Genomic DNA, 13,180 nt, shown 5'->3' on the forward strand with positions numbered 1-13,180 from the left:
AGCAATTCTTTATGATGGCACAAAAAAAATAACAGCGGCAAGTGCTGCTGTTATTTTTATTGCTTATTTATAACGTGTTACTTATTGGATAAGTACAAAGATAGACTCTCTGCCACGTTTAACGCCAAGTACAATATTACCTTGGGTATCTTCGATAATTTTGTTCATTTGACGAATGTTTTCTACACGTTGGCGGTTAACTTGTACAATCACATCACCTTCTTCAAGACCAACACGTGCAGAAGGAGAGCGCGGATCTACTGTGGCGACTTCAATACCTTTAGTGCCATTTTTTTGCACGTTTTCAAGCGTTGCACCTTGGAATGCAGGATGCAGTTCATCGCCTGCGGCGGTTACACCCGAAGCACCATCAAGCGTTACTTTAATGGTTTTTACTTTGCCATCGCGGTAAATACCTAATTTAACTTCGCGTCCTTCACCTAATGTTGCTATTTTACTTCGCAGCTCGTGGAAGCCACTAATATCGCTGCCATTAATACTAATAATAACATCGCCGGCTTTAATACCTGCTTTGCTTGCTGCGGTATCATCCATTACTTGCATAACGTAAGCACCTTGTTTAACGTCAAGTTGCTGTGCTTTTGCAAGGCCTGCATCAAGTGGGCGGCCAGAAATACCCAGTGAGCCACGGCGTACTTCGCCATGTTCAATAATTTGGTCGACTAAGTTTTTCATCATATTTGATGGAATGGCAAAGCCAATACCAACATTTCCACCCGAGGCACCTAAAATAGCAGTATTAATACCAATTAGTTCGCCATTTAGGTTAACTAAAGCGCCTCCTGAGTTACCTTGGTTAATAGCTGCATCGGTTTGAATAAAGTCTTCGTAGCCTTCAATATTTAAACCACTACGCCCTAATGCACTTACAATGCCCGAGGTTACTGTATGGCTTAAACCAAATGGATTACCAATTGCTACTGCAAAGTCGCCGACACGCAATTTATCTGAATTTGCCAGTTTAACTTCGGTTAAGTCATCTGCATCTATTTGTAATAGCGCAATATCAGACTCTTTATCGGTACCAATTTTGGTGGCTTCAAATTCACGGCCGTCTTCTAGCGTTACCACCATTTTTTCGGCATCTTGAATTACGTGGTTATTTGTTACTACATAGCCTTCGTCGGCATCAATAATAACCCCTGAGCCTAAACCGCTAAATTGGCGCTTTTGACTACGTGGTTGAGGGTTACCAAAAAAGTATTCAAGCGGGTCTGCACGGCGGCGCACTTCTTTTGAGCCAGAAACCTGAATGCTCACAACGCCAGGGGTAATTTGCTCAAGCATAGGCGCAAGTGTGGGTAATTGTTGGCCGTTAACTGCAATAGGCAGTTTTGCATAAGAGGCCATTGGGCTTAGTAATAAGCTTGTAGATAAGATTGCAGCACTAATAAGTGATAATTTCATTTTCATAGTCAGGGTGTACTCCACATCACAGGAAAAGCAAAAAGGCTGCATAAGCAGCCTTTTCGAATTTAAATATAAAGCTGTTACATTTAAAGACTATGGGGTCAAAAAAAAGTTCCTCAAGATAGCACTAACATTTTAGCGTGCTCAGTATGTTAAGAGGCTTTTGCAGGTTTTGTATCGCCATTTTGCCCTGCAAATAAACCAGACTCACCCGAGACGTAATCGGCAGGTTGTGCTTGTGCCGATGAACGGTCAACCTCGCGCTCTTTTAAAGACGCTTGTAATTGCTCTGTTGTTTCTTTAGAGAAAAACGGCTCGCTAGGTGCTTTGTTTTTATCATCAAGTAAGAGTTGATTGGTTTCTTCAACATGGCTGAGTAGTTGGTCGTAGTTTTCTTTCATTTTATTCACAAGCTTACCTGTGCTTGCTAAATGATCGGCCACATCTTGGCGATACTGCTCAAGCGCGTTTTGTGCTTGCTCGGCTTGCTCTTTTAATTCATCTTGCTTAAATTGCTTTTTAGTAACGAATGCACCAACAAAAAATGCCACTACAGCAGTAATAATAATTAAACCTACCCACGTAACTGTGCCCATAACTTCACCCCTTTGGGAAAAAATATCTAATAATGCTTGATTCAAATATAAATCATCCTGTGGGTAATATACCCCGAGTTAAGATGCGTGTTAATATGTTGTGCAAATTAAACTGTGTTTAAAATGTAATTAGATATGACTCCTTGGCAAACTTACCAGCAAGATCTTAAGCGCGATGACTTTGTACATGACCAAGCACAAGAAAATGCAGTGCGCCATTTACAACGTTTATACGATGACCTCACAAGTAAAAAACCACAGCAACAAGGCTTTTTTGCAAAGTTGTTTAATAAAAGCGAACCTGAGCCTATCAAAGGGCTTTATTTTTGGGGTGGTGTAGGGCGTGGTAAAACCTATTTAGTAGATACCTTTTACGAAGCGCTGCCAGGTGAGCGTAAAATGCGCGTGCATTTTCATCGCTTTATGCACCGAGTTCACGATGAACTAAAAAAGCTAAATAATAAAAGCAATCCACTGGAAATTGTTGCCGACATATTTAAAGCCGAAACCGATATTATTTGTTTTGATGAATTCTTTGTTCAAGATATTACAGATGCCATGTTATTAGGCGGCTTAATGCAGGCATTATTTGCACGCAATATAGTATTAGTCGCTACCTCTAATATAGTACCTGATGATTTATATAAAAACGGCTTACAGCGTGCGCGTTTTATTCCGGCCATTGAGCTGGTAAAAGCGAACACAGAAATAGTGAATGTAGACTCTGGTATTGATTATCGCTTGCGTACACTTGAGCAAGCCGAAATATTTCACAGCCCGTTAGATGAGCAAGCCGATAAAAACTTATTTGAATATTTTGATAAGCTATCGCCAGAGGCGGGGGAGCTTGATCAACCCATAGAAATAGAAGGGCGCTTAATCAACACACGCAAAGTGGCCAAGTGTGTAGTGATGTTTGAATTTAGCGAATTGTGCGAAACCGCACGTAGCCAAGTCGACTACATGGAAATTAGCCGTTTATATAACACTGTTATTATTTCTAATGTTAAACAGCTTGGACAAAATAATGATGATGCAGCTAGGCGCTTTATCGCTTTAGTGGATGAGTTTTACGAGCGACATGTAACATTAATTATTTCGGCTGAAAAACCGATCACGCAACTTTATACCCAAGGCAATCTTAACTTTGAATTTAAGCGCTGCATTAGCCGCCTGCAGGAAATGCAGTCTTTAGAGTATTTAGCAAAAGAGCATTTAGCATAGCGCTAATACGACTGTATCGACTCTTTAAAGTGCCCTTATTGTTGTTTTTATATAAATGCATAAATTTTTGTAATTTTCTTGTGGAAAAAACAACCGCTCGGTAGCAATGTGTTTTAAGTGCTGGTATACTCCCGCGTCTGCCACGTTGCGTTCTATGTCCTCATATAGTTTAGCCACTTGTGAGCGGCGCTAAAGTCTAAAACTCGAAGGGGTTATAGCATACTTAGAGCGGTAGTTAATAATAACTGCCTGTGGTTTTAATTGAAAAACATTGGATTTTTATAAATGAAAACGTTTGTTGCTAAACCAGAAACAGTAAAACGTGACTGGTACGTAGTTGACGCTGAAGGTAAAACTTTAGGTCGCATCGCTACTGAAATCGCTCATCGCCTACGCGGTAAGCACAAAGCTGAATACACTCCACACGTAGATACTGGTGATTACATCATCGTTATCAACGCTGAGAAAGTTACTGTAACTGGTAACAAATTCAAAGATAAAGTGTACTACGCTCATACTGGTTTCCCAGGTGGTCTTAAGTCTACTACTTTTGATAAACTTCAAGCTGCAAAGCCTGAAATGATCATCGAAAAAGCTGTTAAAGGCATGTTGCCACGTGGTCCTTTAGGCCGCGCTATGTACCGTAAACTTAAAGTTTACGCAGGTACTGAGCACAACCATGCTGCACAACAGCCTCAGGTTCTAGACATTTAAGGAGCACTATCATGGCAAATCAATACTACGGTACAGGTCGTCGTAAAAGTTCAAGTGCTCGCGTATTCTTACGCCCAGGCACTGGTAACATCGTAATCAACAAGCGCTCTTTAGAAGAGTACTTTGGTCGCGAAACAGCACGCATGGTTGTTCGTCAAGCTCTTGAGCTTGTTGACATGACTGAAAAATTTGACCTTCACATCACCGTTGCCGGTGGTGGTACAACTGGTCAAGCTGGTGCTATCCGTCACGGTATCACTCGTGCACTTATGGAGTTTGACGAGTCATTACGTCCACAACTTCGTAAAGCAGGTTTTGTTACACGTGATGCACGTAAAGTTGAACGTAAGAAAGTGGGTCTTAAGAAAGCGCGTAAGCGTCCACAGTTCTCAAAACGTTAATTTTTACGTTATCAAGAATTCAAAAACCCAGCTTATGCTGGGTTTTTTGTTTTTGGCATTAAAATTTAAGTACTTACCTGCCTCAAGCCCGCTTTTTTAAGGCTAGGCGCTGATCATATTTTATAAATACTGCGTATTTAATGTACGAAAGCTTTAAAATACCCATTTCGCTGCAAAAAAGTTAAATAATTATCGCAATTAGTGTAAATCCATCAGTTAATTGGTGGAATTTTTTGCTACAATTGGCTGGCAAGTAGTATGAGCAAGTTCAACATCACCATGTACAGTTTATCTGTTTCCTCGTAGTGGGGTTGATCTTGGTCAGTATATTGTTTTTACAGAAGCGCTATTATAGTCATTCGGCTTTATTCTCGATCTTACTTTATCAAACTATTGATCAAGTCGGGTTATTCGAGCGTGAGGCTGTGAATAACCTTGTTTTAATCAAGGGTTTTAATTATGATCGCTTCTATTTTAAAAATTTCGAAAAATTAACCTGCTGTAACTGATGTTCTCAATATAGCAAGTGTTGAGAATCATAGTGGAGATAAGTGGATGAGCAATGCGCCTGTAGACAATGGCCGACGTCGCTTTTTAACCATAGCTACCTCTGTTGTAGGTGGTGTTGGTGCGGCTGGGGCTGCTGTTCCTTTTATTGCGTCTTGGAATCCAAGTGAGCGAGCTAAATCTGCGGGTGCGCCTGTAGAAGTAGATATCAGCAAACTTGAGCCAGGACAATTAATACGTGTCGAGTGGCGTGGTAAACCTGTATGGGTTGTATCACGTACCCCTAAAATGCTTGAGCAGATGAAAGAACATGAAGGTCAACTTCGTGATCCGCAATCGCAAGAGCCACAACAACTAGAATCATCAACAAATGATTACCGTTCATTACGCCCAGAGATTTTTGTCGCTGTTGGTATTTGTACGCATTTAGGGTGTTCTCCAGGCTTTTTCCAAGGTAACTTTAGTGAAAAAGTTGAAGGGACAGATGATGGTTTTTACTGTCCATGTCACGGTTCTAAATTTGATATGGCTGGGCGAGTATTTCAATCAGTTCCTGCACCATTGAACTTAGAAGTACCACCTTATACTTTTCTTGATGAAACCACTATTTTAGTGGGCGAAGAAAAAGGGGTAGCCTAATGTTTGGTAAAATTGTTAGTTGGATTGACGACCGTATCCCAATGACACGTGTTTGGAACATGCACATTGCACAGTATCCAGCACCTAAAAACTTTAACTTCTGGTACTTTTTTGGCTCGCTAGCCATGTTAGTACTAGTAAACCAAATACTTACTGGTATTTGGTTAACGATGAACTTTGTTCCCTCTTCTGAAGGCGCTTTCGCATCAGTAGAGTACATCATGCGTGATGTTGAATACGGTTGGTTATTACGTTATTTACACTCAACGGGTGCATCTGCGTTTTTCATCGTTGTTTATATGCATATGTTCCGTGGCATGATCTACGGCTCTTACCAAAAACCACGTGAATTACTGTGGTTGTTCGGTATGTTTATTTTCTTAGCATTAATGGCTGAAGCCTTCATGGGTTACTTACTACCATGGGGTCAAATGTCGTTCTGGGGTGCGCAGGTAATCATTTCGTTATTCGGGGCTATTCCGGTAATTGGTGATGACTTAACACTTTGGATCCGTGGTGACTACGTAATATCGGGTGCAACGCTTAACCGCTTCTTTGCATTACACGTTATTGCACTACCACTGGTTATTGTAATTTTAGTGTTCTTACACATTGTTGCGCTGCACGAAGTGGGCTCTAACAACCCTGACGGTGTTGAAATAAAACGCAAAAAAGGCACTGTGGCTGAAGAAGATAAGTCTAAATTTAAATTCCATGAGTATTACACCGACAAAAAAGACATTGTTGATGCGATACCGTTCCACCCGTACTACACAGTAAAAGATATTGTGGGCGTGGTTGGCTTCTTAATCTTGTTCTGTTGGGTTGTATTCTTTATGCCTGCGATGAATGGTTTCTTCCTAGAAGCGCCAAACTTTGAAGCAGCAAACCCACTTAAAACGCCAGAGCACATTTTCCCAGTTTGGTACTTTACGCCATTCTATGCAATCTTACGTGCAATCCCTGATAAGCTTATCGGTGTTGCGGCAATGGGTGCGTCAATTGTGGTACTCGCATTGTTACCGTGGATTGACCGTGGTCGTGTTAAATCGGTTCGTTACCGTTGTGGTTTCCACAAATGGAACATTGCAGGTTTCGTTGTAACTTTCGTTCTTTTAGGTTGGGTGGGTGCAACGCCACAAACTGATATGAAAACGATAATTTCTCAAATCTGTACTGTGACTTACTTTATGTTCTTCGTACTGTTATTTATATACAGTAAGAATGAAAAAACTAAGCCATTGCCTGAGAGGTTAACGAAATGATGAAAAAGCTACTTATTGGTGTATTTGCTTTATCAGTAAACTTGCTGCCTAACATGGTTATGGCTGCGGGTCCTTCGGTTCCTCTTATGGAAGCGGGTAACGATATATCTGATCAGCCTTCTTTGCAGCGCGGCGCAAAGTTGTTCATGAACTACTGTCTTGGTTGTCACCAAATGCAGTATCAACGTTATGAACGTACTTTCCGTGATATTGGTATTCCAACCGAGCTTGGTAAAGAGCAATTGATTTTTGATGGTTCAAAAGTAGGTGGCCATATTCTTAACGCTATCGCAAAAGAAGATGCTGCTAAATGGTTTGGTGCGGCTCCGCCGGATCTAACCAATGTGGCGCGTGTGCGTGGCAGTGATTGGATTTACACTTACTTAAAATCGTTTTATAAAGATGAATCTCGTCCGTTTGGCGTAAATAATACGTTATTCCCATCGGTGGGTATGCCGCATGTTCTTCAAGAACTACAAGGTTTACCAACACCTATCATTGAAGAAGTTGAACAACATGGTCAAACAGTGACTAAAGTTGTTGGTACTGAAACAGATGGTAAGGGCGAATTAAGCGTTGATGAATACGATCAAGCGGTTCGTGATTTAACGAATTTCTTAGAGTATGTAGGTGAACCTACACGCCTTGAGTCAGAAGCGTTAGGTATTAAGGTAATTGGATTTTTAGTTATCCTGTTTATCTTGGCATTTATGCTTAAGAAAGAATACTGGAGAGATGTTCATTAATTTGAGCATTTTACAAGGTAATTTTGCAATAGGGGCTTAAGCCCCTATTGCTGTTTTAGTTATTTAATGGAGGTATAGGCATGGCCGTAGCTGCCAATAAGCGCCCTGTAATGACCCTTTTTTCTGGTGCTAACTGTATGTATAGCCACCAAGTACGTATTGTACTTGCAGAAAAAGGTGTAAGTGTAGATATTCATTTGGCTGAAAAGGATAACTTGCCAGAGGCACTTCACGAAATTAACCCTTACGGTACAGTACCCACACTGATTGACCGTGAGCTTGGCTTATATCAGGCAAACATCATCATGGAATACCTTGATGAACGTTTCCCTCACCCTCCACTAATGCCTGTGTATCCGGTAATGCGTGGTCGTAGCCGTTTAATGATGCACCGTATTGATACTGATTGGTACAGCCTTGCTGAAAAAATCATTAACAATACAGCAGGTGCTGCACAAGCTCGTAAAGAGTTAACTGAAGCGTTACTTGCAATTGCACCAATCTTTAACGAAGCTCCATACTTTATGAGTGAAGAGTTTAGCTTAGTAGATTGTTATTTAGCACCACTATTATGGCGTTTACCAGAGTTTGGTATTGAGCTTAATGGCTCTGGCGCTAAAGAGCTAAAAGAGTACATGATCCGCTTATTTGAGCGTGAGTCATTCCAAGCTTCTTTAACTGAAGCAGAGCGTGAGATCCGTTTATAATGACGCCTAATCGTCCTTATTTACTACGTGCTTTTTTTGATTGGATCGTAGATAACGACTGCACACCACATTTAGTGGTTGATGCGCAGTACCCAGCAGTACAAGTGCCTACGCAGTTTGTACAAGATGGCCAAATAGTGCTTAATATTAGCCCTTCTGCCGTTACTGGGTTTTCGTTAGATATGGAACAACTAAGCTTTAATGCGCGCTTTGGCGGACAGCCAATGCAAGTATATGTGCCTTTAGGTGCGGTGCTTGCTATTTATGCGCGTGAAAATGGCGAAGGAACAGTCTTTACTGCAGATGAGTTTTTAGAGGACGAAGACGATTTTGCACCTGACCTTGAAAGTGTGGAAACATCAGATGAGATTATTGATGAAACCCCGCCAGAAAAGCCAGAAAAGAAAAAAGGCTCACATTTACGCGTCATCAAGTAACGCTTAAATACAAAAAAACCGCTAATTAAGCGGTTTTTTTATGTGCCTCATAAAGGGCTTTTTATGTATTTTATAAATATTCAAACACTTTAATAACGCGCTCTACACCCGATACATTGCGTGCAATGTTAACCGCTTGGTTAGACTCAGATTCAGATACTAATCCCATTAAAAATACTTCAGCGTTTTCGGTCACTACTTTAATATTATTACTCGGTATATTTTTAGCTGTTAAAAGCTGCGCTTTTACTTTAGAGGTTAGCCACGAGTCGTGCGTTTGTGTGGTAATTCCAATATTTGAGCCAATTCTAATTTGGTTATGTATTTTACGTATACCTGAGAGCCCCTCAATGCTCTGCTGAGCTTGGTCTTTCATTTCTTGATTGGCAACCTGACCTACCAGTAAAACAATGCCATTAACGCTTATAGCGTCTACATTGGCGAACTTTTCTAGTCGTTCAACTTCACTAAGCGCAATACTGGCTTTAATTTCTATATTATTGTCGTCTATTTGCGAGCCAATGGTGCGGCGATCATTTGCTGCTGTTACTGCACCAGCTGTTCCTGCAACCACTGCGGCTGCACAGCCTTGCAGCAAAACAACAGTACCTAAAACAATAAGAGAGCGTTTAAACATAATTTTCATCCTGCGGGAAAAGAGTTAAATCAACCAGTTCACTTAAGCAATGTAAGTTAACTAAGTGAGATTCAATAATGCGGCTAGGGCGCTTAGAAGGCGTACGAATTTCTACATCATTAGGGCCTAATAAGCCAACGAGTTCTCCACCATCGTCACCTACCATCACTATGACCTTCATATCTTTAGTAAGTGCCGCTTCTACAGCAGAAATAATATGTTTTTCGTTGCCATTAATTGCTAACGCAAGCAGTAAATCGCCTTGCTGTGCAAAGGCACGTACTTGGCGAGCAAAGGTATCATGCTCATCTACTTGGCTACTTTGCCCTAAATTGATGTTTTCTTGAGATAGCGCAATAGCAGGTAAACAGGGGCGCTCTGTTTCGTAGTGATTAACTAATACGCCGGCCATGTGCTGCGCTAGCATATGGCAGTTTGCCGTGCCACAGCAAAGGAGTTTGTTACCATTAATTAAACTTTGTGCAATGGTAAATGCCGCAGACTCTAGTGCGCTTGGCAGTACTTCGCCTGCTGCTATTTGTACTTGAATGCTTTCTGTAAAAATTTCTTTAATTGTATCTTGCATAGACTACCAATAATTTATTCGTCATTTTTGTTTGTTGCTGGGCGTTTTACTAATCTGTTTGCGTGGTGTTAAAGTACGCTTTTGATCCAATTTATATTGCCAGAGCCTTCACCTGTAATGGCAACATAGTCGACTCTTATAGGCTGATTAGTTAAGTTTTTTGCTGCCAAGTAGTGATAAATAGTGCGTTTTAGTCGTGCTTGTTTTTGTGCGCCAAGGGCATAATTTGCACCGCCTCTCGCATTGTTTTTACGAAACTTGACTTCTACAAATACAAGCGTATCGCCGTGTTTCATAATCACATCAAGCTCACCAAAGGGGCAGTAATAATTACGCTCAATAGGCGTAAGCCCTTCACGGGTTAAGTATTTTTCTGCTTGGCGTTCATAGTACTGGCCTTTTTCTCGGCTATTTTGCCACAGCTCTTTAAACCACGACATAGCCGCTCCAGATTAATCAAACGTAAGCGTAGTGCTTTCGTTGGCTGATTGCATAAATAAAGGCACGGGCTGCTTTGTTTCTAGCTGTACGGCTTTTATGCGTCTATTTGTGTATTGTGCCCAATCAAGCGTACGCTCTATGTGTCCGCTTGTATTTACCGAAAGCTTTCCACTTAAACCTGTAAACTTATTACCGGGCATTACACTCAATTGCCTAATGTCGCTTAGCACCGACACGGCATCGTAAGCCATGGCAAATAGGCGTTGGCTTATATCGGCATTTTCAGGCCACAGCGTGTTGTATTGATTGCGTAAGTTATGTTGTTTAACTGTCGTATTAAGCATCCACGGAAGCTCTGTAAAGTAAAGCCCTTCTAAATCGCCTTTATCGGTGCGATCTATTTGTTTACTATGGCTTTTAGAGCTGGCATAAAGCGGGATCCGCTGTGCAAAAGTACTTACATTTACATCTAAATAAGGTTTTATCAGGCGTGTTTCTATAGCGTCGCCTAAAATGTAAATCGCATCAATATCGCTACGAGAGCGGGTTTCACTTTCTACTTCTTGTTTAAATAAAGACTTCACCGTTTTAATACGCTGCTTAGATTTATCAACCTCTAACAAGCTTGTAATTGTGTTTGGCATGTCTTTGTTATCGTTATAAAACCCAATTTGCGGTTTTGTTTCGCTATAGCGCTGCCACTGAATATTAAAGTAATCAACCAAACGCTGACCATTGGCATTATTAGGCGCTAATAACATAGGCTTTTGATAACCTTTAGCTAAAAAGTGCTCCAGCGCTTGCTGCACTTCATGCTCAGGGTTTAAAGCAAAAAAGTAATGTTGCAGCGAGAGTCGCTCACCATCAAATGTATTTAAGTGTAATGTTGGGGTATCAATAAGTGTTTTAGCTTGCGCAAGTTTATCTATATTCGCTTTTAATAATGGCCCAATCACAAAGTCTGGATTAAATTTACTCAGCTGCTCGCTTAGCACTTGGGTTGCAAGGTTCTCATCTATAAAAACAGTGTCGCTAATACTTTGCTTATCAAGCCCTGCCAAAATGCCGGCTTTTAGGGCGTCACCTAAACGCTCATTTGCGCCTGATTGCGGTAAAAGTACAGCTAATCGCTCTATATTAACTGGTGCTAGGTCGGCTAGGGCTTCATCTTGCTCGGGTAAAATAGCTACGGCTGGGTGCCCAGGGTAGCGACGGCGCCAATTATTGATGGCTTGGTCAAGCTCTACACCGCTATTTGCATATACCTGGTGGTACAAAGCTAAGTTAGTCCAACCTTGTTGAATAACAGAGCCACGATTAAAGCGCTCCAGCGCATAAGAAGACAGCTTTGTTAAGTTATCCCACAGCGCACTTTGCAGAGCAGGGATCTCAATATTGTTTTTATTCGCAGTTTCTGAGGCTCTAAAAAAATAAGGAGCGGCGCGCTTAGGAAAGTTTTGCGATGCATATATGCTAGCAGTTAAATATTGATGCCAAGCAAAGTGTTCAGGCTGTTTAAGTTGGCCATCGAGCGATTGCAAAATAACGAGCGCTTGGTCGTTTTTATTTTGCTGCTTTTGTGCATAAGCAATGTATAAGCGGTTTTGAATTTTATCTACACTTGGGGTTTGCTCAAGCTCATTACAAATGTTTTCAAGTAACGGCCAGCTTTGCTCCGAAATAGCCGCATCACGCGCACTATAAAGCAATTGAATTTTGTCGGCACCGGTACGATTAAGCGCTAATTTATAAATAGCATCGGCACTGGTTGCTTGATTTTGCAGCGCATTCGCACTGGTGTTAATGCTATCGCTATTTTTAGTTGGTTTTTCGGTTGTGCTACAGGCCGATAACCCTGACAATATAATTAATAGACTAACAAGTTTAAGTCGCACAATGATTTCCCAATACGTTAACGCGATTTGCTTATATTACTGACTGACGCAGGAGACCTCAATGTTAAATGAGGAGAATTCACAGAAAATTGGCACTCTTTACATTGTTGCCACCCCAATTGGCAATTTTGACGACTTAAGCCAGCGTGCCATCGCGACATTATCGCAAGTTGACTTAATCGCTGCTGAAGACACGCGCCACACCGGTAAGCTACTAAGCCACTTTGGTATAAAGGCTAAAACCTTTGCATTACATGACCATAACGAAAAACAAAAAGCGCAGCAGATTATTGATTGGCTAAACGAAGGCAAAAATATCGCGCTAGTTTCAGATGCCGGCACGCCACTGATAAGCGACCCAGGTTATGCCGTGGTAAACCTGTGCCGCGAGCAAGGCGCGCATGTAACACCCGTGCCCGGCGCGTGTGCTGCTATTACTGCAGTGTGTTGCTCAGGCCTGCCAACAGATCGTTTTCAGTTTATTGGCTTTACACCGGCTAAAAGTAAAGCCCGCCAAGACTTTTTCATAGAAGCTGTAAACTCAAGCATTACCAGCATAATGTACGAAAGCACCCACCGTATTATGGCAAGCCTAGATGATTTAGAAGCGGCCTTAGGTAGTGAGCAACAAGTGGTATTTGCAAAAGAGCTTACCAAAACCTTTGAAACCTTTTTTAATGGTAGCGTAAGTGAGTTAAAGCAGTTTTTAACTGATGACCCAACCAAGCAACGCGGCGAAATAGTGCTCATGTTGCCTGGTAAACCCAAGCAAGTAGATGATATACCGCCAGAGGCGCGTAAAATGCTGGCGCTACTTGAAAGCGAAATGCCGATGAAAAAAGCCTGTGGTATTGTTGCTGAATACTTTGGAATGAAGAAAAACGCCCTGTATAAAACAATTATTGACGAAAAAGAGTAAATCTTTACTGCGTACAAGGCACAGCTCATGTATAC

Annotated in this window: 15 protein-coding genes and 1 pseudogene; 10 read left to right on the forward strand and 6 right to left on the reverse strand. The window is 41.4% G+C overall.

The features are described 5' to 3' along the window. Positions 1 to 81: 81 nt before the first annotated feature. Positions 82 to 1,434: a Do family serine endopeptidase gene (locus PSH48_RS11925; protein ID WP_004589100.1), complete on the reverse strand. Its 1,353-nt coding sequence runs from the start codon at positions 1,432 to 1,434 to the stop codon at positions 82 to 84. A gap of 149 nt (positions 1,435 to 1,583) precedes the next feature. Then, positions 1,584 to 2,000, reverse strand: a complete 417-nt coding sequence (locus PSH48_RS11930; RefSeq protein WP_353683220.1) for a YhcB family protein — start codon at positions 1,998 to 2,000, stop codon at positions 1,584 to 1,586. On the opposite strand from PSH48_RS11930, the pseudogene PSH48_RS21255 reads away from it, so the two are divergent. From PSH48_RS21255 to PSH48_RS11970, 9 genes and pseudogenes are all read left to right on the forward strand, one after another. Next, positions 1,939 to 2,067, forward strand: a pseudogene (locus PSH48_RS21255) (hypothetical protein); the annotation flags it as partial. The gene PSH48_RS11930 and the pseudogene PSH48_RS21255 overlap by 62 nt on opposite strands. 95 nt (positions 2,068 to 2,162) lie before the next feature. After that, entirely contained in the window at positions 2,163 to 3,251 is a 1,089-nt protein-coding gene (gene zapE / locus PSH48_RS11935) for a cell division protein ZapE (RefSeq protein ID WP_154945003.1), read from the forward strand. 285 nt (positions 3,252 to 3,536) lie between these two features. Next, on the forward strand, positions 3,537 to 3,965 hold the full coding sequence (gene rplM / locus PSH48_RS11940; RefSeq protein ID WP_004589103.1) for a 50S ribosomal protein L13: 429 nt from the start codon (positions 3,537 to 3,539) through the stop codon (positions 3,963 to 3,965). An 8-nt stretch (positions 3,966 to 3,973) separates the two neighbouring features. After that, entirely contained in the window at positions 3,974 to 4,366 is a 393-nt protein-coding gene (gene rpsI, locus PSH48_RS11945; RefSeq protein ID WP_024600778.1) for a 30S ribosomal protein S9, read from the forward strand. 555 nt (positions 4,367 to 4,921) lie between these two features. Continuing rightward, positions 4,922 to 5,512: a ubiquinol-cytochrome c reductase iron-sulfur subunit gene (gene petA / locus PSH48_RS11950; protein WP_004589105.1), complete on the forward strand. Its 591-nt coding sequence runs from the start codon at positions 4,922 to 4,924 to the stop codon at positions 5,510 to 5,512. Further along, on the forward strand, positions 5,512 to 6,777 hold the full coding sequence (locus tag PSH48_RS11955) for a cytochrome b (RefSeq protein ID WP_004589106.1): 1,266 nt from the start codon (positions 5,512 to 5,514) through the stop codon (positions 6,775 to 6,777). The genes petA and PSH48_RS11955 overlap by 1 nt, the downstream gene beginning before the upstream one ends. Next, on the forward strand, positions 6,774 to 7,523 hold the full coding sequence (locus tag PSH48_RS11960; protein ID WP_024033324.1) for a cytochrome c1: 750 nt from the start codon (positions 6,774 to 6,776) through the stop codon (positions 7,521 to 7,523). The genes PSH48_RS11955 and PSH48_RS11960 overlap by 4 nt, the downstream gene beginning before the upstream one ends. Positions 7,524 to 7,603: 80 nt before the next feature. Then, positions 7,604 to 8,230, forward strand: a complete 627-nt coding sequence (sspA, locus tag PSH48_RS11965) for a stringent starvation protein SspA (RefSeq protein WP_273611644.1) — start codon at positions 7,604 to 7,606, stop codon at positions 8,228 to 8,230. Continuing rightward, a complete protein-coding gene (locus tag PSH48_RS11970) occupies positions 8,230 to 8,667 on the forward strand; it encodes a ClpXP protease specificity-enhancing factor (protein ID WP_004589109.1) in 438 nt (145 codons plus the stop codon). Before sspA ends, PSH48_RS11970 begins: the two co-directional genes overlap by 1 nt. Before the next feature lie 70 nt (positions 8,668 to 8,737). On the opposite strand, the gene dolP is transcribed toward PSH48_RS11970, so the two are convergent. The 4 genes from dolP to PSH48_RS11990 all read right to left on the reverse strand — a co-directional run bounded on the left by dolP (position 8,738) and on the right by PSH48_RS11990 (position 12,226). Beyond that, positions 8,738 to 9,304, reverse strand: coding sequence for a division/outer membrane stress-associated lipid-binding lipoprotein (dolP, locus tag PSH48_RS11975; RefSeq protein WP_138577850.1), 567 nt, complete (start codon positions 9,302 to 9,304; stop codon positions 8,738 to 8,740). Continuing rightward, entirely contained in the window at positions 9,297 to 9,890 is a 594-nt protein-coding gene (locus PSH48_RS11980) for an SIS domain-containing protein (RefSeq protein WP_004589111.1), read from the reverse strand. Before PSH48_RS11980 ends, dolP begins: the two co-directional genes overlap by 8 nt. A gap of 68 nt (positions 9,891 to 9,958) precedes the next feature. Beyond that, complete coding sequence (locus PSH48_RS11985) at positions 9,959 to 10,330, reverse strand: YraN family protein (RefSeq protein WP_004589112.1); 372 nt, start codon at positions 10,328 to 10,330, stop codon at positions 9,959 to 9,961. 12 nt (positions 10,331 to 10,342) lie between these two features. Continuing rightward, positions 10,343 to 12,226 carry a penicillin-binding protein activator gene (locus PSH48_RS11990; RefSeq protein ID WP_273611645.1) on the reverse strand — a complete coding sequence of 628 codons (1,884 nt, stop codon included), beginning with the start codon at positions 12,224 to 12,226 and terminating at the stop codon, positions 10,343 to 10,345. Between the two features lie 61 nt (positions 12,227 to 12,287). Between PSH48_RS11990 and rsmI the strand changes: the two genes are divergently transcribed. Beyond that, positions 12,288 to 13,145: a 16S rRNA (cytidine(1402)-2'-O)-methyltransferase gene (gene rsmI, locus PSH48_RS11995; protein WP_024033320.1), complete on the forward strand. Its 858-nt coding sequence runs from the start codon at positions 12,288 to 12,290 to the stop codon at positions 13,143 to 13,145. The last annotated feature ends 35 nt before the right edge of the window (positions 13,146 to 13,180 follow it).

Origin of the sequence: Pseudoalteromonas sp. Angola-4 (assembly GCF_028599265.1) — a bacterium.
GTDB lineage: Bacteria > Pseudomonadota > Gammaproteobacteria > Enterobacterales > Alteromonadaceae > Pseudoalteromonas > Pseudoalteromonas atlantica.

Excerpts from the sequence above, each read along its gene's own strand:
- PSH48_RS11925 (WP_004589100.1), bottom strand. The coding sequence starts at position 1,434 with ATGAAAATGAAATTATCACTTATTAGTGCTGCAATCTTATCTACAAGC.
- zapE (WP_154945003.1), top strand. The coding sequence starts at position 2,163 with ATGACTCCTTGGCAAACTTACCAGCAAGATCTTAAGCGCGATGACTTT.
- rplM (WP_004589103.1), top strand. The coding sequence starts at position 3,537 with ATGAAAACGTTTGTTGCTAAACCAGAAACAGTAAAACGTGACTGGTAC.
- petA (WP_004589105.1), top strand. The coding sequence starts at position 4,922 with ATGAGCAATGCGCCTGTAGACAATGGCCGACGTCGCTTTTTAACCATA.
- PSH48_RS11955 (WP_004589106.1), top strand. The coding sequence starts at position 5,512 with ATGTTTGGTAAAATTGTTAGTTGGATTGACGACCGTATCCCAATGACA.
- PSH48_RS11960 (WP_024033324.1), top strand. The coding sequence starts at position 6,774 with ATGATGAAAAAGCTACTTATTGGTGTATTTGCTTTATCAGTAAACTTG.
- sspA (WP_273611644.1), top strand. The coding sequence starts at position 7,604 with ATGGCCGTAGCTGCCAATAAGCGCCCTGTAATGACCCTTTTTTCTGGT.
- PSH48_RS11970 (WP_004589109.1), top strand. The coding sequence starts at position 8,230 with ATGACGCCTAATCGTCCTTATTTACTACGTGCTTTTTTTGATTGGATC.
- dolP (WP_138577850.1), bottom strand. The coding sequence starts at position 9,304 with ATGTTTAAACGCTCTCTTATTGTTTTAGGTACTGTTGTTTTGCTGCAA.
- PSH48_RS11980 (WP_004589111.1), bottom strand. The coding sequence starts at position 9,890 with ATGCAAGATACAATTAAAGAAATTTTTACAGAAAGCATTCAAGTACAA.
- PSH48_RS11985 (WP_004589112.1), bottom strand. The coding sequence starts at position 10,330 with ATGTCGTGGTTTAAAGAGCTGTGGCAAAATAGCCGAGAAAAAGGCCAG.
- rsmI (WP_024033320.1), top strand. The coding sequence starts at position 12,288 with ATGTTAAATGAGGAGAATTCACAGAAAATTGGCACTCTTTACATTGTT.